The following is an 18,259-nucleotide window of genomic DNA, read 5'->3' on the forward strand; positions in this document are numbered from 1 at the left end:
TTTACGCGTTAGGGGGCCGTTAAGCCTAGGTGTGCATTCTGTGACTCGATCTTCGGATCTTAGCAGCAGAAAGGCGCTACCTATATGTCTATTTCCTCCTCGCTCAACGCTGGCGTGGCGGGCCTTGCGGCCAATGCCACCCGCCTTGCGACCATTTCAGATAACATCGCGAACTCTGGCACCTATGGCTACAAGCGAGCCGAGGCTGATTTTCAGTCTTTCGTGATCACCAATAGCAACAATTCCGGCACCTATTCTGCCGGGGGTGTGCGAGCCTCCACAAACCGTCTGATCGGCGAACAAGGCTCGCTTGTCTCAACCTCAAATGCCACCGATATCGCGATTTCTGGAAATGGGTTTATCCCCGTGACCACCGAAGTTTCGATTGATGGGTCGATGGGGGATCAGCCCCTGATGATGACAACCACCGGGTCATTTTATACCGATGCCGACGGGATTTTGAAAACCGACTCCGGCCTTGTTTTGCTGGGTTGGCCCGCCGACGCTGACGGAACAATCGCCACATATGCTCGGGATACAATGACCGGGCTCGAACCTGTTGTGATCAATTCAAACCAAACCGCCGGTGACCCGACAACGAAAATCAATTTGGGTGTGAACCTCCCGGCCGAGGATGCCACGGAGGTTCTTCCGCTTTCTGTTGAGTATTTTGGCAACCTTGGGACGTCTGAGTCACTCAACGTGACCTTCACGCCGGATGCAGTCGCCCCCAACACGTGGGTGATGTCGATCACAGATTCGGCCTCCGCCGGAGCGATCATTGGCGAATACACCATCGTTTTTGATGACTCTCGCGGTTCTGGCGGCACGCTTTCGACGGTCACGCCAACCGTCAATAACCCGGCAACAGCGACCTATAACGCAACGGATGGAACCTTGGCGCTGACCGTTGATGGTGGCCCGCTTGAAATGACGATCGGCAAGCCTGGCGATACAAATGGGTTAACCCAACTGTCTGACACGTTCGCTCCAACGTCGATCACCAAAGACGGTTCACCCGTTGGTAACCTCACCTCGGTAGAAATTGCGGACAACGGATATGTCACCGCCACCTATGACACCGGCTTCACGCGGACGATCTACCAAATTCCCTTGGTGGATGTGCCAAATGCCAACGGTCTGACATCGCTGGGCAATCAGACCTATCAGGTCTCACCAGACTCGGGCTCCTTCTTCCTTTGGGATGCGGGAGATGGTCCGACGGGTACGATCGAAGGCTTTGCGCGTGAAGGCTCCACCACGGATGTCGCGGCGGAATTGACCGATCTGATTCAGACGCAAAGGGCCTATTCGTCGAATGCGAAGGTCATCCAAACGGTCGATGAAATGCTTCAGGAGACCACGAACATCAAACGGTAACAGTGAACAGGCCCGGGGCAAAGGAGGATAAGAGATGAGTATCTCTAACGCTATGGCGAATGCCTTGACGGGTCTGAACGCTGTCTCACGCGCGGCCGATGTTGTGTCGTCCAACGTCGCAAATGCCATGACCGAAGGCTATGGCCGACGCGATATTGAACTGTCATCGCACCAAGTTGGCAGAACCGGCTCCGGCGTCGCCGTGGACGGCGTGTCGCGATATTATGACCCTGTCACCACAGGCGAGCGGCGCATCGCAGATGGCGATGTCGCCCTCGAAGATGTGCGTGCAGAGTTCTATGACACATTCACCAAGGCCATGGGACAGCCGGACGAAGCAGACTCGGTGGCTGGCCGCATCACCGGATTGGAGACCGCGCTAATTGAGGCGGCGAGCCGTCCCGATTCAGAGGCGCGATTGACCACGGTCTTGGATGCGGCGACGGAATTGACGAGCCAAATCAAGACTGCGGCCGATAGCCTCAAAGACATCCGTATGGATGCGGATAAGCAAATCGGCAAAGCCGTCGATTTTCTGCAATCTTCTCTTCAGCAAGTGGTTGATCTGAATGTTGCGATCCAAAAACAGGTTTCCCAAGGCTATGATCCCAACGCATTGATGGATCAAAGACAAACCCTTGTAGATCAAATTTCTGAGATCATTCCGGTCAAGGAAATCCAAAAAAACAATGGCATGATCTCGCTTTATACCTCGGGCGGCGCTGTTTTGGTCGACTCCAAAGCTGCAACGATCGAGTTCACAGCCACCCCGACCATTTCGCCCGACATGACCGTCGAAAACGGTGCCTTGTCGGGCCTGACCATCAACGGTCAATTGGTTTCGACCGACACGGAAAAAGGGGCGATTGCTGGCGGAAAGTTGGCGGGCCTCTTTGAGGTGCGCGACAAACTCGTGCCTGACGCGCAGGTCCAATTGGATGCCCTTGCCCGTGATCTGATTGAGCGTTTTGAAACCACAGATGCGGACCCGACGCTTGGCATAGGGGCCGCCGGCCTTTTCACCGATGGCGGAAGTGCCCTTGACCCTCTTGTCGAAGAGGGGCTGTCCAGTCGGATTTCGGTCAATGCCCTCGTAAATCCCGATCAAGGCGGCGATCTATGGAAAATCAGAGATGGTCTTGGGGCCATTTCTGAAGGGGATCAAGGCGATGCGACCATCCTGAATTCTTTGGCCGATGCTCTTCAAAAGACCCGCATTGCATCTTCGGGTAGCCTGACCTCAATCGAACGCTCTGCTCTGGGCTTTGCATCTGACATTTACTCACTCGGGAAAACCAATCAACTCAAAGCCGAGGCGGACCTGACGTTCGCAACCGCACGGCAAGAGTCCCTTCATTCGATCGAATTGGAGAATGGTGTGGATACAGACAATGAGATGCAAAAACTGCTCGTGATTGAACAAGCTTACGGGGCAAACGCAAAAGTTATTCAAACGATCCAAGCCCTTATGGATCAGTTGATGGGGATTTAAGATGACAGCAATTTCCTACGGCGATATGGGCGCATCCTTGCGCAACATGCGCTTGATCACCCAAGTGAAACAGGATCTCGACAAATATAGCTACGAGGTCTCGAGCGGCCAGAAACAGGACCTTGGCGCGGCGGTGTCGGGGGATTTTACGCCGCTTGCCTCGATCGAACGGTCTTTGCGCACACTCGAATCCTATGATGTCGCAATCCAGGAGGCGAACCTCTTTGCCACGAGTATGCAAACGACGTTTGGCGCGATTTCATCCCATGTTGCGGACTTGTCCTCCACGCTTTTGACCTCTTCAACCAACGGCGACGCGACCAGCATTTCGGTTGCAGCGCAGGATGCCCGGACGCGGTTTGACGCGGTGGTCTCGGGGCTCAACACGCGCATTGGGGATAGGTCTTTGTTCTCGGGCACAGCCACCAGCAAGACGGCGTTGATCCCAGCCGAGGACATGTTGACGGACCTCCAAACCGCGGTGGCTGGCGCGACAACGGCGGCGGATGTTGAGGCCATCGTGGATGACTGGTTCATGTCGGCGGGCGGCGGCTATGAAACCCTTGCCTATCAAGGGTCCGACAACGCTCTGTCTCCATTCTCACTTGGGGAGAATGAATCCGTTCGACTGGGGATCACCGCGAAAGATGATGCAATTCGCCAAACCCTTAAGGGGCTTGCTTTGGCGTCTTTGGTGGAAGAGGGCGTGTTCGCCTCAGATTTGAGCGAACAGGCCAGTTTGATGCGCTCTGCTGGCGAAACCCTCATGGGATCTCAGGCCGGTATGGCCGACCTTCAGGCCCGCGTGGGGACTGTCGAGGCCCGTATAGAGGACGCAAACCTGTCCAATTCCAGCATGACCTATGCGTTTGAGACTGCAAAATCCGAGATCATTTCATCGGACCCTTACAAAGCCGCATCGCTTTTGACGCAAACCGAGACACAACTCGAATTGGTCTACACCCTCACTGCGCATATGTCGCGCCTCAGTCTGTCGGACTATATCTAATGCTCAAAGCTATACTCGCGGCCGTTTTTTCCGTCCTTCTTGTCGCAACGGCGCAAGCGAATCCGATCCGAATAAAAGATCTCGTCGAATTCGATGGCGTGCGTGGCAACGATCTTGTCGGCTACGGTCTTGTTGTTGGTCTCAATGGCACAGGTGACGGTATTCGAAATGCGCCATTCACCGAAGAGATCATGTCGAACATTCTGGAGCGCTTGGGTGTCAACGTTACAGGCGAACAGTTCAGACCGAAAAACGTCGCAGCCGTCTTTGTGACCGCGACACTTCCGCCCTTTTCGCGGGCGGGTGGACAGATTGATGTGACCGTGTCAGCGATTGGCGATGCCAAAAGCCTTTTGGGCGGCACGTTGATCATGACGCCGCTCAATGCTCCCGATGGACAGATTTACGCAGTCGCACAGGGCACAGTGATCGCGGGCGGTGCATCGGCGCAGGGCGACGGCGCCTCTGTAACTCAGGGCGTTCCGACATCTGGGAGCATCCCCGCCGGCGCGCGGGTTGAGCGCGAAATTGATTTTGATTTTACCCAAATGAAGTCCGTCCGGCTGGCCCTGCGCGATCCCGATTTCACCACCGCAGAACGCATTGAAAATGCGATCAACAAAGATTTTGGTCGTGTGGTGTCGCGTATGCTGGATGCGGGCACTGTCCTTTTGGACATCAAAGCGACCCGTGAACTTTCGCCGGCGCATGCGTTGGGGCGGGTGGAAAATATCTCGGTTCAGCCCGAGCGCAAGGCACGTGTGGTTGTGGATCAGCGCTCTGGGACCATTGTGATGGGCGAGGATGTGCGCATCTCCCGCGTGGCTGTGAGTCAGGGAAATCTGACGCTTCGGATCGAAGAGGAACCCCTTGTCATCCAGCCCAATCCCTTTTCCGAGGGGGGCACTGTCATCGTGCCACGCACACGTGCAACCCTTGAAGAAGAGCCAGGCATCGGGCTTGCGGAAATCGACGAAGGCACGTCTTTGTCAGAAGTTATTGCGGGCCTCAATGCGCTGGGGGTCTCTCCGAGGGATATGATCGACATTCTTAAAAGCATCAAAGCGGCAGGGGCGCTTCATGCCGAATTCCTCGTGCGGTGATCTTTAAACGAATGCTTAAAAGGGGGCCTATGCGCGCTTAAACAGGCAAAGAAAAACGCGCCCAAAAGCGCGTTTTTTTAATCAATGTCGAACGACTTAGCTGATGGCTTTGACGCGTGCCGCAAGGCGGGACATTTTGCGGGCTGCAGTGTTCTTGTGAATAACGCCTTTGGAGACGCCACGCATCATTTCCGGCTGCGCGGCGCGCAGAGCAGCCAAAGCGACGGCTTGATCACCGGTCAGGATGGCTTCTTCGACTTTACGGATAAAGGTACGGATGCGCGAACGACGTGCTTTGTTGACGTCTGTACGGGCGACGGCCTGACGGGCGCGTTTTTTGGACTGGGGCGAATTTGCCATGATCGTTTCCCTCTTTCGGGGTTGGTTGCATATATGTTGCACACGGTCCCCAACACCCCGTTAAGGGCAGGACAATCATAGCCTAAGCGGGCTCCACGCGCATGTGAGGCCTCCCATAGAGCAGAATCGCCCATAAGGGAAGCCAGAAATAGCTTTATTTGTCGCGGAACTGTGGCGCGCGTTTTTCCAAAAAGGCGGCCATACCTTCCTTTTGGTCCTCTGTCGCAAAGAGCGCATAGAAAGCCCGGCGCTCAAACAACACACCCTCAGTCAAGGTGGTTTCATAAGACCGATTGACCGCCTCTTTCGCCGAGGCGACAGAAATCGCGCTTTTCTCCGCAATTTTGGCGGCAGTTGCCATCACATCCTCAAGCAGGTTTTTGGCCGGAACCACGCGCGACACAAGACCCGAGCGCTCCGCCTCGGTGGCATCCATGAAACGGCCCGTCAGATGCATTTCCATCGCTTTGGATTTTCCCACAAAGCGCGTCAATCGCTGTGTGCCGCCAAGGCCTGCGATGATGCCAAGATTGATTTCGGGCTGGCCAAATTTCGCTGTGTCAGAGGCAATGATGAAATCGCACATCATTGCCAATTCACACCCGCCGCCCAGTGCATAGCCAGACACCGCGGCGATGATCGGCTTGCGCGCGGCCAAAATGGCATTGGAATCGTTGGTAAAAAAATTCTCCGTCGCCATATCGGCGTAGGTTTTTTCCGACATTTCCTTAATGTCAGCGCCCGCTGCAAAGGCCTTTTCGGATCCGGTGATGACAATCACCCGCACCTTCGGATCGCGGTCGGCTTTGGTGACGGCATCGGCCAATTCGCACAAAAGCTGTGAATTCAAAGCGTTTAGAGCATCAGGGCGGTTCAGCCGGATCAGTTCCACGTCATCTCTGATTTCTGTAATAAGCGTTTTGTAGGCCATATCACCCTCCATGAGTGGATCGCAGTTTGGGGAGTCCTAACACTTGGCCCAGAGGGATCAAGTCATCTCTGACAGATTGGACAAAAGAAGGTCGAGCGCCCGGACTGAACGATCCTTTTAATCTCGGATGTGCACTCGGGTGAGACACAAGGCGCGCCTTCGCGACCATAGACGCGAAAGTTGTGTTGGAAATAGCCAAGCTCACCATCCGCCTGACGGAAATCTTTCAATGACGATCCACCCGCTTCGATCGCCTCCGACAACACGTCGCGTATGATTGGCACAAGTGAAGCGACACGCGCTTTGGCAATCTGACCCGCCTTGCGCGTCGGATGGATGCCCGCGCGAAACAACACCTCGCACACATAGATATTGCCAAGCCCAGCGACAATATGCTGATCCAAAAGCGCGGTTTTAATCGGGCTGTTTTTGCCTGTAAACGCAGCGATCAAATGCGCCTCATCAAACTGATTGCCCAAAGGTTCGGGGCCAAGTTTGGCCAAAAGCGGATGCGCCGCCTCGGCGTCCGTCGCCATCAAATCCATAGCCCCAAACCGGCGCGGGTCGTTAAACGTCACGCGCGCGCCGTTTCCCATGTGGAAAACCACATGATCGTGCTTTTCCAACTGCGGATGCTCATGGGCGAATTGGCCCAAGGGGTCGCCTGACACAGTCATGCGTCCCGACATCCCCAGATGGATCAAAAGCGTCTCAGCAGTATCGAGATCGGCGAGGATGTATTTTGACCGCCGTCTGAGTCGCTCGACACGCGCGCCTGTCAGCCGCGCGGCCATGTGTTCGGGAAAGGGCCAGCGCAGATCGGGACGATTGACCTCGGCCCGCGCGATCACTGCCCCCGCCATAGAGGGTTCCAACCCGCGACGAACCGTCTCGACCTCTGGTAATTCCGGCATTTTGATCTCTCCGTTTTCCACATGCGATTGTCACGCCCGGTATGAGGCCTATAAGAAGGGTAAGTTTCGAGAAAGGTGCAAGCACGATGACCAATACCGGCGAGAAGACGACACATTTTGGTTTTAAAGATGTGGCCGAAGATCAAAAGGCCGGGATGGTCCATGGTGTCTTTACCTCCGTGGCCTCGAAATACGACATTATGAACGATGTGATGTCGATGGGCATTCACCGGATTTGGAAAGACGCGCTGATGGACTGGCTCGCTCCGCGCCCCGGTCAGCGGCTTTTAGATGTGGCGGGTGGCACGGGTGACGTGTCGTTTCGGTTCCTCAAACGCGCGCCGGGGGCAAGCGCCGTTGTGCTCGACATGACAGAGCCGATGTTGGTTGCGGGCCGCAAACGCGCTGAGGCCGAACAGATGGCCGAGAGCCTGAATTGGGTCACTGGCGATGCAATGGCCTTGCCATTTGAGGATAACCAATTCGACGTTTACACAATCTCTTTTGGCATTCGAAATGTGACCCGGATCGAAGATGCCCTGTCTGAGGCCTACCGGGTGTTGAAGCCTGGCGGACGTTTGATGGTGTTGGAGTTCTCGCAACTGCCCAACCCTGCGATGCAAAAGGCCTATGATCTTTACTCGTTCAACGTCATCCCGCGCATGGGTCAGATGATTGCCGGCGACCGCGACAGCTATCAGTATTTGGTGGAGAGCATCCGCAAGTTTCCCGACCAAGAAACATTTGCGAATATGATAAAGGCCGCAGGATTTCATAATGTGAAGTATCGTAATTTGAGCCTTGGCATTGCGGCGCTTCATTCGGGATGGAAAATCTAATGCGCGGTCCCCACAATATTTGGCGGCTGATCCGTACCGGGGCTACGATGGAGCGCACCGGCGCGATGAAACAGGCCATGGATGCGATGGAGGCCCCGCGTGCCTTTCGCATCTTTGCCAGAACCGTGGTTTGGCCGTTTCGTTGGCTCGGCTATCGCGGTGACGAGACCTTGCCGCCACTGACCCGTGCGATCACGGCGCTCGGACCTGCCTATATAAAATTCGGCCAAATTCTATCGACCCGACCTGATGTGGTGGGGGTCGATCTGGCCAAGCAATTGCAAGTTCTCCAAGACGACCTGCCGCCCTTCCCGCGCGATGTGGCGATCAAAATGGTCGAGGCTGAACTCCAGCAGCCCATCTCAGAACTGTTTTCGGAGTTTTCCGAACCTGTGGCGGCGGCCTCTATCGCCCAAGTCCACAAGGCCGTACGCGCCGATACCGGACAGTCGGTTGCGGTGAAGGTGCTACGTCCCGGTATTGAAAAAGCGTTTCGCAAAGACGTGGATGCGTTTTATTTCGCCGCATCCCTGATCGAAAAGTTTTCCCCCGCCTCTCGCCGCCTGCGCCCCACCGAAGTGATTGCGCATTTTGAAGGCGTGGTGAAAGGTGAGTTGGATCTGCGCCTTGAAAGCTCTTCGGCGTCTGAGTTTGCCGCCAATACCGCACATGATGAGGGCTTCTCTGTGCCTGCCGTGGATTGGGCCCTGTCGGCGCGCCGGGTGATGACGCTTGAATGGGTCGATGGGATCACGGCCTCCGACATCGACCAAATCATTGCCGCCGGGCATGATCGCGCCGCTCTTGGCAGCAAGGTGTTGCAGATGTTCCTGAGTCATGCACTACGCGATGGTTTTTTTCACGCGGACATGCACCAGGGCAATCTCAAGATCGCCGCAAATGGCGATGTCATTGCGCTCGATTTTGGCATCATGGGCGTGCTGGATGAGTATACCCGACGCGTTTACGCCGAGATTATCTACGGATTTATCAAAAAAGACTATAAACGCGTGGCGGAAGTTCATTTCGAAGCGGGCTATGTTCCCGCTGACCGGGATGTTGATGAATTTGCCCGTGCGCTTCGTGCCGTGGGCGACCCGATTTTTGGTATGGATGCGAGCCGGATTTCGATGGCGCGACTCTTGTCCTATCTGTTTGAGGTGACGGAACGGTTCGGCATGGAAACGCGTACCGAGCTGATTTTGTTGCAACGCACGATGGTGGTTGTCGAAGGCGTATCGCGTTCGCTTGATCCGCATATCAACATTTGGGAAGTCTCCCGTCCCGTGGTCGAGAGCTATATCAAATCCAACATCGGCCCACGCGCGCTGACACGGGATTTGTGGCGCACGGCAACTGTTTTGGCGCGATTTGGCCCGAAATTACCGCAGTTGGCCGAGGCATTGTTGATCGCACAAACGCAAAAGGCCCCAGCCGTAGAGCCGCGTTCGAACAGAAAGCAGGCGCTTTGGCTGGTGGCGGGCGGTGCGGTTGCGGCCGGGATCGGTGCGGTTATAGCGCTTGCTCTAAGCTGAGCTCTGCCTCGGCGGCTTGCGCGTAAATCTCTTCGCCCATGGTCGCTTTCCAAGCGCAATAGGCCGCCATACGCCACCTGAAAAAGGGGCGCAGCTGTCGGTAGCGATCCACAATCTCCGGGTTGGGATAGCTCTCAAGGGCGGACATTTCATCCGCGAGGCTCAGTTCGGCCTGACCGTAAACGTGATGCATGGCTGGCGAAAGCGCGATGGCCAAATCCGCTGTCGGGTCTCCGAGTGCCGGGCATTGCCAGTCGACAAACCGGATCATGCCGCCCCGTGACAGCGCATTCGCGGGCGTTGGATCGCCGTGAAGAAACGCGGGCGGCATGGGCGGCACATCGCGCAGAGCGGGTCTGTGGCTGCGCAGTCGCTTGGCGAAGACCGTCGTTTGCCCATTCAGAAACCGATTTCCGTCTGCCAATAGCGTTGATGGGCTGACATCAACCTGCCGAATCCCAAGGGGGGCGGGCAGGGCATGTAATTGCCCTAGCGCCCTGAGAACCGAGCCATCGGTTTTGGCCACCGATGCGCCGGGTAGGTAGGTGTAGATCAGACAAGGCCCCTTTGATGTTGCAAACTGGGCGACGAACTCAGGCGCAAGGTCATTCCCTTTAAGGCCACAAAGCGCGGCAATTTCGGCCTTGGGGTCGTTCGGGAACAGAGGGTTCGCGCGCGATTCGTCAAAGAGCTTAAACACCCAATCACCGCTTGGGCTGACGCCGCGCCAAATGGCGTTGGTCCGGCCACCAGACAAACGCGACCAGTCCATCTGCCCTATCATCATGCGGTCCGCCTGACCCAAAATCTCTTTTGGCGGCATCACATCTGCGTCATGGGCTGGGGATGTCATCAATGCGGTCTCCGAACGCGGGATCGTCGGAGTTTAGGGAGGTCGGGCAGACGTCGCAACCCGCGAATACATCAACTTGGATCGCGTAGCGCCGTGACGGAATCGGAATCAATTTCATTGCCGCCTTCCAGCACCAAAATGGTCGATCCTCCGTCAAATCGTGCTTCAACAATGCGGGAATAGGTTTCGACAGATGTGGTGGAGAGATAGGTTTCGCCGCTGTAATTTTCGAGTTCGAAACGATAAAGCCCGGTCTTGAATGGGTCGCCATCGTCACCGACGCCCGCCCATTCCACAACATCCGAGGTTGGGTCCATGGTGACCTGTTGGACAACATTTCCTTTCGAATCGCGCACGACCAAAACAGTTTTGTCTGCGGCAGTGGCAGGATCGGATTTGATCGAGATCGGTGAACCATCGAAATACGCGGCCTCTTCGCTGCGCGCCTCCATACCGACCCAGCCTGACAATTGCGAAAACCCCATAAGCCCAAGCTGAGCCGAGAGGTTTTCTAGAAGATCATTGGTTAAAACCGCTTGTTCGACCGATGAGAATGTCGCGAGCTGCGTTGCGTAATCGGTCGAATCAATCGGGTTAAGCGGATCTTGGTTTTGCATTTGCACGGTCAGCATTTTGAGAAACGTATCAAAATCGGACCCAACGGCGCTTGACGTGTCGTTGGCGTTCGAGAATTTCGAGCTTGTCGAACTGGAGGACGTGGTCGTCGCGGGTGTAATTGTGTTGGTCATCTGACACTCCTTTAGAGTCTAAGATCCATGCCGGACGTCGCATCAAGCGCAAGGCGCACGGGCTGAATGTGTGGGTTGGAGGCGGGAGGCGTGGCGCTCAAACTCTCCGCAGATGTTCCTTCAGAACTGTCGAATTTTTGTTGATCACCCCCTTGAGATCCTTGATCAAAGCTCTGAAAGGAGAACCCGCTGTTCTCATATCCAAGATCTTGGAATTCGGTCATCAGGCTGTCGATGTTGCGCCGCAAAAGATCAAGCGTTTCACCCCGTTCAGCCGCAATCACCACATGTATCGCTCCGTTTTCTGACAGCTGAAAAGAGAGTCGGACTTTGCCCAATTCTTCTGGGGAGAGAGTGATTTCAACAGGGCGATCAGGAAGTTGCCGTGCCGCATCGGCAAGCTGCATCGCGACCCGAGTTGGCAGGTCCGCTTTTGTTGCCATACTGACCGGGGAATTGGGTTCATTCGCACGATCGGCGGATGACAGAACATGCGCCTGTTCGCCAAGCCTCTCGGAGATGCCCTCTACGCCCGCCTTGAGCTCTTCTGCTTCCGCATGCGTCAACGGCGTGATTTGAGACACGACGAGAGCCGAAGGGGCCACGGTCGATGTGCTGAGTATCGCCGTTGCGCGGGTTGCAATGTCGGTCCCGTCGCCGTCCTGCCGCGCTTTCTCAGCCGCGGCCCCATCCGAATGACGCCCGATGTGCGCATCGCCGTCATTTTGCTGAGTGGCGACGTGAGCGGTAGCGGATTGTTCTGTGCCACCCTTCGCTTGCAGCGTGTTTTGTTGGGTGAACGTCTGCGTTTCCGTCGCGGCCTTTGGCGCCTCAATGCTGCTCGCAGTCTCTGACACCCCCTCTGACATGAGTGGCGTGAGCGTCGTTTTTTCTAGACCGGAGGGGTTTGGAAGTGTTCCGATTTGACCCGCTGTGGCTTTGAGAGGCTCGGTGCCAACTTTCGGTCCGATCAGATCAGAATCCAATCGGACCTTGTCATCTTTCACCGTAAGGATGTCGTCCGACTGAGATTCTGATGTCTGCTCTGTTGTGGTGTCTGCCTGCAAAAGAACGGAGGAGATCGCAGGTTTGGCATTTGCATGTCCTGCCGCCTCAGAGCGCGCGCTTGGCTTTTCAACCGCTTTTGAAATCGTGGATTGATCCACATCCGGCACCGCATCATCTGACGCAAAATTCATGCCCAAAAGCACTGTTTCATTACGGCTTATTTTGAGTTCACCGTCTTTGGAAGGCTCCAAGTGTATGGTTTTTGAACGCGCGACTGTGGATTTGAGGGACTCATTTTTGTACGCAGCAGCATCAAAAGAGCGTCCCTGTCCAGTCATCTCTCCTGTGGAGACTTCGCTGGTGTGGCTTGGTGTCGCCGTGGCTTGAGGCGTGTTACCCTGGTTTTCAGGGTGATTGAGGAAATCTAAACTCCCTGACCCATTTTGGCCGTTCTGGGCCGAATGCACCTCATTCCCGGTTTGTTCTACGGGGAAATCAGCCTCTGCCTTACCCAAAAAGAGATCGGCGATTTCGTCAGCCGGATTTTGCGTGGCGTCTTCTTTGGATTCCAACTCAATGTTTTTGGTGAAAGACGGGGTGTTGTCGACCTCGGATGACGTCACGGAAAGCGGAGTATTGGGCCGATCATCTCCTTGCGGTGCAAAGCGTACCTCAACAGAGGTTGTTGTAAAAGGTTGAACTAACAGAGCTTTGTCGACCTGTCGTCCATCAAATGGAATGGTCTCAGGCGCAAAACCGTCGTCTGGCGTGTCACTCAGTTCATAGCTTTCGTCGTTCGTCGTGGTGCGCTCACCCGCAACAACCGTCAGCCCATCAAAGACATCCTTGGCGGAGGTTTGCATCATTTGACCATGCCCCGCAACCATAGCCACGCCGGGCATAGCCGCGTCACCGCCACCCTGCTTCACCTCCGGTTTTGCTGTGTCGCCTTGTCCCCCGAAAACGGAGGCAAAGGGATGTTCGGGCAAAATATCCCCTGGCACAGGTGTGTTTTGGGAACGGTTTTGACCGTCAGTGCGCGCAATCGCTGCGAAGTCTAAAGTCTGTAATTGCATTTCTTGCATCCGGGATTTCTTTCGCCGTGATGTCACTATCCTCCGCGAGTGGTTACCGCTTCTTTACCGAATGGGGGGTATGAGTCGAAAAATACTTCGAATTGGAGCGACCCGCCCATGACCCCGAACGCAATCAATGCGATCCAACACAGTCAGACTTTAAAGAGGTCCCAAGAGGAAAAATTGCAGGATGCTGCGAATAAGCTCGAGGCAACATTTCTTGCCGAAATGTTGAAAACTGCTGGATTCGGTGAAACGCCAGATACATTCGGAGGCGGAACGGGCGAAGATCAATTTTCCTCCTTTTTGGTTCAGGCTCAGGCAGAAAAGATTGTTGAAGCTGGCGGAATCGGTCTCGCGGAACACATATTTGACGCTTTAAAGGAGAGTATAAATGGCACTTCTTGATGCCTTTCGGCCGGCTGCAGCGCTGTTAGATCTTTTGGATAAAGAAAAGGCCGCGATTCTCAAAAGCGACTTTTCGACTCTCGAAAAACTCTCGAAGACCAAAGAATCGCTTCTTGTCATGGTGGCCAAAGCGCAGATCTCTCCATCTGATTTAAAGGCGTTGAAGCAGCGCTCAGAGCACAACAGTCGTCTTCTTATGGCGTCTGCAAAGGGGATCAGATCTGCGCGGGAAAAATTGCTTTCGTTGCGCAATACATCACGCAGCTTCACGGCCTATGGGCCCGCAGGGAAAACCATCCCGATTGGCAATAAGTCGTTAACCATGAAGAGAAAAGCATAAGTGTTTGCCCGATTTTTGCCTCAAATTAGAAGCATCAATTCGGAACAGCTTAGGGAACTCTTAGCCTTTAAGCTTCATAGATCAGAGTGCATCCCGAGGGGGTGGCACGGTAGACCGGAAGCGGTCATCCGTAATCAGTCAGAATGACGATCCTGAACCTGCCCGTGGGGGTGGATCTCGAAACTCATGCGGCGCAAAACGCGTCCCTAGATCAAAGGAAATTATGCTATGTCCAGCATTCTGACCAACAATGGCGCAATGGTTGCGCTGCAAACCTTGAACTCCATCAACTCTAATCTTTCCAAGACTCAGAGCATGATCTCGACCGGTAAAGATGTTGCATCCGCCAAGGACAACTCTTCGGTCTGGGCCATTTCGAAAGTCATGGAATCGGATGTTGCCGGTTTCAACGCAATCTCTGACAGTCTTGCCCTCGGTGAATCAACGCTTTCTGTTGCCGCTCAAGCCTCCGAGACGGTCACCGACCTTTTGACCAACATCAAAGAAAAAGTTGTGGCGTCTCAGGAAGAAAACGTCGATCGCGCAAAAATCCAAACCGATATTGACGCTTTGGTCGGTCAGGTGAAATCGGTCATCGGCGCAGCCCAGTTCAATGGTCTGAGCCTTGTTGAAGGCACCGACGACGTTAAAATCTTGTCCTCTTTGGACCGTGCTTCTGACGGGACTGTGACGGCCTCGGACATCACAGTAAATCGCATGGATCTTTCCACCAGTGCAGGGACCTATGGTTCGGGTACATCTCTCGCATCCAACGCAACCGCGTCTGCCGCAGCTGTGTCCAATACCGCAAATACTGCAATTGTGACGGTCGGCAACACCTGGGCTGCGAATGACGTGGCAACCTTGAGCGTCGCCGGCATTGAGGTCAGCTTTACTGCCACCGGCACAGCCGTTGCTGACGTTGGAGATGGTCTTGCTGGTCTCATCAATGGTCTCGGCATCGAAGGCGTGACAGCGACTGGCAATGGTGACGGTACGCTGACAGTCAGTTCCACCAAGGCCTTCGAAGGTGTTTCTGTGAGCGTGGGCGAGACGACAGCAGGTGACGGTGATGTCTTGATCACAACCCTAAATGGCACCGGCTCTCTGACGGCAACATCTGGTGACATCGACGAACGTGCAGAAAACATTGCTCTTTCGACTTCAGCCGCTGTGAAGGACGGTGATGGCTACAAAGTCACTGTCGGCGGAAGTTCCTACAACTATGTCGCCGGTAAAGGCGAATCAATGGAGGACGTCGCCAAGGGGTTGAAAACGGCAATTGACTCGGCTGGCCTTGCAGACATCAGCACAACCGTAGCCAAGGACGCAACCACTGGACAGTGGTCTTTGAAAGTCGATAATGCCGGGTCTTCTCTTGCTTTCTCCGTTACTGGTAACGAAGGCGGTAAAGCCTCTGGTGGTCTTTTCGGGCTCGACAGCATTGATGTAACCAGCAATTCAGGCGCTGATGCGGCTCTTGGGAACATCGAGACTCTTATCAACAACTCGATCGACGCAGCCGCGTCGTTTGGTTCGGCCCAAGGTCGCATTGAAACCCAATCGACCTTTATCTCCAACCTGACCGATGCATTGACGTCCGGCATTGGCTCTATGGTTGACGCGGATATGGAAGAGGCTTCTGCCAAACTTCAGGCGCTTCAGGTTCAGCAACAGCTGGGCGTGCAGTCTCTTTCGATCGCAAACCAGGCACCGCAGTCGATCCTGTCGCTCTTCGGCTAAGAGCAACCTTCCGGGCGCCAGATCGGCGCCCGGTTTTCACCGCGGTAAAACCCGCGCTGTAGAATTCATTGTCACCGGAAGGATACGACGTGAACGCTCTCCAAATGGCCCGAACGGCCTATTCCAATACCACCGCCCCAATTCGTACACCTCGCGGCACCGAGTACGAGGCTTTCGCGCGCATTACGCACCGTCTGCGCCAAGCCTCAGAAGATAAGAAAACGTCTTACCCTGATTATGTAAAAGCTCTTTACGACAATCGTCGCCTCTGGACGCTCCTCGCCTCCAGTGTTGCTGATAAAGACAATCAACTCCCAAAAGAGCTCAGAGCAAAAATCTTTTATCTTGCTCAATTCACAGCTCAACACACATCAGCGATTCTTTCTAAAAAAGCCAATGAGACAGCTCTCATTGACATTAACACAGCCATTATGCGCGGCTTGCATCGGGAGGGTCAGTAAATGAGTGGCCTCGTACTAAAACTCGGCCCAAAAGAACGGGTTCTGATCAACGGTGCCGTGATTGAAAATGGAGATCGACGGTCCCGGCTTTCAATCGTGACGCCAAATGCAAACATCCTCAGGCTACGCGATGCGATACACCCTGAAGAAGTAAACACTCCAGTTCGCAGAGTGTGCTATATAGCGCAACTCGTCCTCTCGGGCGACGCTGAGCCAAAAGATGCGCGCATTCAGCTTATGCGTGGCATTGAGCAGCTTAGTCAGGTTCTAACAGACCCCGACAGCCGCAAAATTTTGAACACTGCGACGGCTGAAATCCAAAACGATCAGTATTACCAAGCACTCAAGTTGCTTCGCGCGCTCATTCCAAGAGAAGAACGGCTCTTGTCGGCCGCTAAATATCAATGAGCTATCAGCCTGTTGTTCCATTTGGTGGCTACGCTGGATGGGTTGTCCTTCAACGCACAAAGGACAACCAGCAAGAGGCGTTCAACGCCTCCTCTGAAATCAAGCGCGACATCGATTACTTCCGCGAGAATATCGCGGAGGTAAAGTCAGCCGAGGAACTGGTGTCCAATTTCCGCCTTCTCAAAGTTGCTCTGGGAGCATTCGGGTTGGATGATGACATCAACAACAAGTACTTCATCGAACGTGTTTTAGACGAGGGAACACTAGATTCAGATTCACTTTCCAATAAGCTGTCCGACAAACGCTACTTTAAATTTTCAGAAGCATTCGGGTTTGGAAATTTCGACATCCCGAACACTGTACTGAGTGATTTTCCGGACGAGATCATTTCTTCTTACCAAAATAAGCAATTTGAAATTGCCGTTGGAGAGCAAAATGATGACATGCGGCTTGCTCTAAATATTGAGACAGAGCTGACAGAAATTGCAAATAAAGATACGACGGAAAACGGTCGTTGGTACTCAGTTATGGGAAATGAAGCTGTGAGGTCTGTACTGCAAACTGCGCTTGGACTTCCGAGTTCTGTCAGCACATTGGATTTGGACCAACAGCTGACGATTTTTAAAGACAAAGCCAAACAATATTTTGGAAACGCTGAGGTCGCGCAATTTTCAGACCCTGAAAAAAGAGAGGACCTCGTGAAGCTTTTTCTCATACGGTCCGAACTCAATGCAGGGTCTACAGGTACGTCCGCAGCCTCTAATGCGCTTGCGCTCTTGACTGGATCTTTTTGAGTCAAAAAGTCTTATTGAGCTGACGAGAATGGAGAAATTCACTGTAAGTGGCGTATTCCCACTGAAGCGCCCCTAGATTTACAGACGCTTTGCTTGGCAATGGTAAACGTCTTCGACAATGTGGCGGCAAAGTCGACCGCGCGGTGTCCCGTATCCGAGCCGCCCGTGGCTACAACGATGTTTCTGCCATTGCTCCTTGCTCCCTCTTTGAAGCGAAATTTCGTTCAAACATCGCATGTTGGCGGGGTTATGGCATTGCGTGGCGTCAATGTGGTACCGACCGGTCGTGGGTGACACTGGCACTGCCAACGGGGGGCGATGGAACAGGCCGAAACGATCCAATCCCTTTCCTCGGACCATGCGTTCGCCACTGATGATCCCGTCGAGGTCATCGAGACGCAGGGCGCTATGTGTTTCTTTGAGGCGACACTGGCGAAAGCTGAAACGTGCCGTCAAATACGACGACATGGGCCTGAGCACGGTTGCGCTCCGCAGGGGCCTGACGGCCCGCGAACTGGAACTGAACCAACCAGCGGCACCTGAAATTTACCGCGACATGTTGCCGGTAACCCAAAGCGACGCGAGCCTTGCCCTGAACGGTGATGGTCCGGTCGTCGATTGGGTTCTGCGGATGTGGCGTTTCCCGGCGGAATACGAACTGGAGCGCGTTGCGGAACGTGGCGCCCTCGATGATCGCCTCGCCACCGCATTCGGGGAGGCGAGTGCGGACTATCACGCAGCGGCACCCGTGTGTAGCGCTCAGGCCACAGTCTCATTGCGGATATTCTGGCGGAGTTGGGCCGTGTCTTTGCGAAGTTCCTCGGTGCAGCGGGAACCGCCCGGGTCGCGGAATGGA

The 18,259-nt window shown here is 54.5% G+C and carries 19 protein-coding genes; 12 read left to right on the plus strand and 7 right to left on the minus strand.

Annotation, left to right across the window (positions count from 1 at the left end; genetic code table 11):
- The first annotated feature begins 84 nt into the window (after nucleotides 1–84).
- Genes B30_RS02635 through B30_RS02650 form a run of 4 tightly spaced genes read left to right on the plus strand, consistent with a single transcriptional unit; the run spans nucleotide 85 to nucleotide 4,984 of the window.
- Entirely contained in the window at nucleotides 85–1,380 is a 1,296-nt protein-coding gene (locus B30_RS02635) for a flagellar hook protein FlgE (protein WP_009570452.1), read from the plus strand.
- 34 nt (nucleotides 1,381–1,414) lie between these two features.
- A complete protein-coding gene (gene flgK, locus B30_RS02640) occupies nucleotides 1,415–2,872 on the plus strand; it encodes a flagellar hook-associated protein FlgK (protein ID WP_040401739.1) in 1,458 nt (485 codons plus the stop codon).
- A gap of 1 nt (nucleotide 2,873) precedes the next feature.
- Complete coding sequence (locus tag B30_RS02645) at nucleotides 2,874–3,881, plus strand: flagellin (RefSeq protein ID WP_009570454.1); 1,008 nt, start codon at nucleotides 2,874–2,876, stop codon at nucleotides 3,879–3,881.
- Entirely contained in the window at nucleotides 3,881–4,984 is a 1,104-nt protein-coding gene (locus tag B30_RS02650; RefSeq protein WP_009570455.1) for a flagellar basal body P-ring protein FlgI, read from the plus strand. Before B30_RS02645 ends, B30_RS02650 begins: the two co-directional genes overlap by 1 nt.
- A 96-nt stretch (nucleotides 4,985–5,080) precedes the next feature.
- Here B30_RS02650 and rpsT read toward each other — a convergent pair whose 3' ends face one another.
- From rpsT to mutM, 3 genes are all read right to left on the minus strand, one after another.
- Nucleotides 5,081–5,344, minus strand: a complete 264-nt coding sequence (gene rpsT / locus B30_RS02655) for a 30S ribosomal protein S20 (protein WP_009570456.1) — start codon at nucleotides 5,342–5,344, stop codon at nucleotides 5,081–5,083.
- Between the two features lie 154 nt (nucleotides 5,345–5,498).
- A complete protein-coding gene (locus B30_RS02660) occupies nucleotides 5,499–6,275 on the minus strand; it encodes an enoyl-CoA hydratase (protein ID WP_009570457.1) in 777 nt (258 codons plus the stop codon).
- 62 nt (nucleotides 6,276–6,337) lie between these two features.
- Nucleotides 6,338–7,189 (minus strand): bifunctional DNA-formamidopyrimidine glycosylase/DNA-(apurinic or apyrimidinic site) lyase, encoded by an 852-nt coding sequence (gene mutM / locus B30_RS02665; RefSeq protein WP_009570458.1) that lies wholly within the window; start codon nucleotides 7,187–7,189, stop codon nucleotides 6,338–6,340.
- Between the two features lie 86 nt (nucleotides 7,190–7,275).
- Here mutM and ubiE point away from each other — a divergent pair, with 86 nt between their 5' ends.
- A complete protein-coding gene (gene ubiE / locus B30_RS02670) occupies nucleotides 7,276–8,028 on the plus strand; it encodes a bifunctional demethylmenaquinone methyltransferase/2-methoxy-6-polyprenyl-1,4-benzoquinol methylase UbiE (RefSeq protein ID WP_009570459.1) in 753 nt (250 codons plus the stop codon).
- On the plus strand, nucleotides 8,028–9,563 hold the full coding sequence (ubiB, locus tag B30_RS02675) for a 2-polyprenylphenol 6-hydroxylase (protein ID WP_009570460.1): 1,536 nt from the start codon (nucleotides 8,028–8,030) through the stop codon (nucleotides 9,561–9,563). The genes ubiE and ubiB overlap by 1 nt, the downstream gene beginning before the upstream one ends.
- On the opposite strand, the gene B30_RS02680 is transcribed toward ubiB, so the two are convergent.
- From B30_RS02680 to fliK, 3 genes are all read right to left on the minus strand, one after another.
- Nucleotides 9,541–10,416 (minus strand): phosphotransferase, encoded by an 876-nt coding sequence (locus B30_RS02680; RefSeq protein WP_009570461.1) that lies wholly within the window; start codon nucleotides 10,414–10,416, stop codon nucleotides 9,541–9,543. The two genes, ubiB and B30_RS02680, sit on opposite strands and share 23 nt — an antisense overlap.
- Before the next feature lie 71 nt (nucleotides 10,417–10,487).
- The gene (locus tag B30_RS02685) at nucleotides 10,488–11,165 is read right to left on the minus strand and encodes a flagellar hook capping FlgD N-terminal domain-containing protein (RefSeq protein ID WP_009570462.1); all 678 of its coding nucleotides are present in this window, start codon (nucleotides 11,163–11,165) and stop codon (nucleotides 10,488–10,490) included.
- A gap of 11 nt (nucleotides 11,166–11,176) precedes the next feature.
- A complete protein-coding gene (fliK, locus tag B30_RS02690) occupies nucleotides 11,177–13,258 on the minus strand; it encodes a flagellar hook-length control protein FliK (RefSeq protein ID WP_009570463.1) in 2,082 nt (693 codons plus the stop codon).
- A 108-nt stretch (nucleotides 13,259–13,366) separates the two neighbouring features.
- On the opposite strand from fliK, the gene B30_RS02695 reads away from it, so the two are divergent.
- The 6 genes from B30_RS02695 to B30_RS02720 all read left to right on the plus strand — a co-directional run bounded on the left by B30_RS02695 (nucleotide 13,367) and on the right by B30_RS02720 (nucleotide 17,403).
- Nucleotides 13,367–13,657: a rod-binding protein gene (locus B30_RS02695; RefSeq protein ID WP_009570464.1), complete on the plus strand. Its 291-nt coding sequence runs from the start codon at nucleotides 13,367–13,369 to the stop codon at nucleotides 13,655–13,657.
- A complete protein-coding gene (locus tag B30_RS02700) occupies nucleotides 13,644–13,997 on the plus strand; it encodes a flagellar protein FlgN (protein ID WP_009570465.1) in 354 nt (117 codons plus the stop codon). Before B30_RS02695 ends, B30_RS02700 begins: the two co-directional genes overlap by 14 nt.
- A gap of 228 nt (nucleotides 13,998–14,225) precedes the next feature.
- A complete protein-coding gene (locus B30_RS02705) occupies nucleotides 14,226–15,740 on the plus strand; it encodes a flagellin (protein ID WP_009570466.1) in 1,515 nt (504 codons plus the stop codon).
- Between the two features lie 89 nt (nucleotides 15,741–15,829).
- Complete coding sequence (gene flaF, locus B30_RS02710; protein ID WP_100220028.1) at nucleotides 15,830–16,201, plus strand: flagellar biosynthesis regulator FlaF; 372 nt, start codon at nucleotides 15,830–15,832, stop codon at nucleotides 16,199–16,201.
- Complete coding sequence (gene flbT, locus B30_RS02715; protein ID WP_009570469.1) at nucleotides 16,202–16,609, plus strand: flagellar biosynthesis repressor FlbT; 408 nt, start codon at nucleotides 16,202–16,204, stop codon at nucleotides 16,607–16,609.
- Nucleotides 16,606–17,403, plus strand: a complete 798-nt coding sequence (locus B30_RS02720; protein ID WP_009570471.1) for a DUF1217 domain-containing protein — start codon at nucleotides 16,606–16,608, stop codon at nucleotides 17,401–17,403. The genes flbT and B30_RS02720 overlap by 4 nt, the downstream gene beginning before the upstream one ends.
- Nucleotides 17,404–17,809: 406 nt before the next feature.
- On the opposite strand, the gene B30_RS22100 is transcribed toward B30_RS02720, so the two are convergent.
- Nucleotides 17,810–18,139 (minus strand): hypothetical protein, encoded by a 330-nt coding sequence (locus tag B30_RS22100; RefSeq protein WP_152003467.1) that lies wholly within the window; start codon nucleotides 18,137–18,139, stop codon nucleotides 17,810–17,812.
- Nucleotides 18,140–18,259 lie beyond the last annotated feature (120 nt).

Origin of the sequence: Celeribacter baekdonensis B30, from assembly GCF_000299875.1 — a bacterium.
GTDB classification, from domain to species: domain Bacteria; phylum Pseudomonadota; class Alphaproteobacteria; order Rhodobacterales; family Rhodobacteraceae; genus Celeribacter; species Celeribacter baekdonensis_A.

Excerpts from the sequence above, each read along its gene's own strand:
- B30_RS02635 (WP_009570452.1), top strand. The coding sequence starts at position 85 with ATGTCTATTTCCTCCTCGCTCAACGCTGGCGTGGCGGGCCTTGCGGCC.
- flgK (WP_040401739.1), top strand. The coding sequence starts at position 1,415 with ATGAGTATCTCTAACGCTATGGCGAATGCCTTGACGGGTCTGAACGCT.
- B30_RS02645 (WP_009570454.1), top strand. The coding sequence starts at position 2,874 with ATGACAGCAATTTCCTACGGCGATATGGGCGCATCCTTGCGCAACATG.
- B30_RS02650 (WP_009570455.1), top strand. The coding sequence starts at position 3,881 with ATGCTCAAAGCTATACTCGCGGCCGTTTTTTCCGTCCTTCTTGTCGCA.
- rpsT (WP_009570456.1), bottom strand. The coding sequence starts at position 5,344 with ATGGCAAATTCGCCCCAGTCCAAAAAACGCGCCCGTCAGGCCGTCGCC.
- B30_RS02660 (WP_009570457.1), bottom strand. The coding sequence starts at position 6,275 with ATGGCCTACAAAACGCTTATTACAGAAATCAGAGATGACGTGGAACTG.
- mutM (WP_009570458.1), bottom strand. The coding sequence starts at position 7,189 with ATGCCGGAATTACCAGAGGTCGAGACGGTTCGTCGCGGGTTGGAACCC.
- ubiE (WP_009570459.1), top strand. The coding sequence starts at position 7,276 with ATGACCAATACCGGCGAGAAGACGACACATTTTGGTTTTAAAGATGTG.
- ubiB (WP_009570460.1), top strand. The coding sequence starts at position 8,028 with ATGCGCGGTCCCCACAATATTTGGCGGCTGATCCGTACCGGGGCTACG.
- B30_RS02680 (WP_009570461.1), bottom strand. The coding sequence starts at position 10,416 with ATGACATCCCCAGCCCATGACGCAGATGTGATGCCGCCAAAAGAGATT.
- B30_RS02685 (WP_009570462.1), bottom strand. The coding sequence starts at position 11,165 with ATGACCAACACAATTACACCCGCGACGACCACGTCCTCCAGTTCGACA.
- fliK (WP_009570463.1), bottom strand. The coding sequence starts at position 13,258 with ATGCAAGAAATGCAATTACAGACTTTAGACTTCGCAGCGATTGCGCGC.
- B30_RS02695 (WP_009570464.1), top strand. The coding sequence starts at position 13,367 with ATGACCCCGAACGCAATCAATGCGATCCAACACAGTCAGACTTTAAAG.
- B30_RS02700 (WP_009570465.1), top strand. The coding sequence starts at position 13,644 with ATGGCACTTCTTGATGCCTTTCGGCCGGCTGCAGCGCTGTTAGATCTT.
- B30_RS02705 (WP_009570466.1), top strand. The coding sequence starts at position 14,226 with ATGTCCAGCATTCTGACCAACAATGGCGCAATGGTTGCGCTGCAAACC.
- flbT (WP_009570469.1), top strand. The coding sequence starts at position 16,202 with ATGAGTGGCCTCGTACTAAAACTCGGCCCAAAAGAACGGGTTCTGATC.
- B30_RS02720 (WP_009570471.1), top strand. The coding sequence starts at position 16,606 with ATGAGCTATCAGCCTGTTGTTCCATTTGGTGGCTACGCTGGATGGGTT.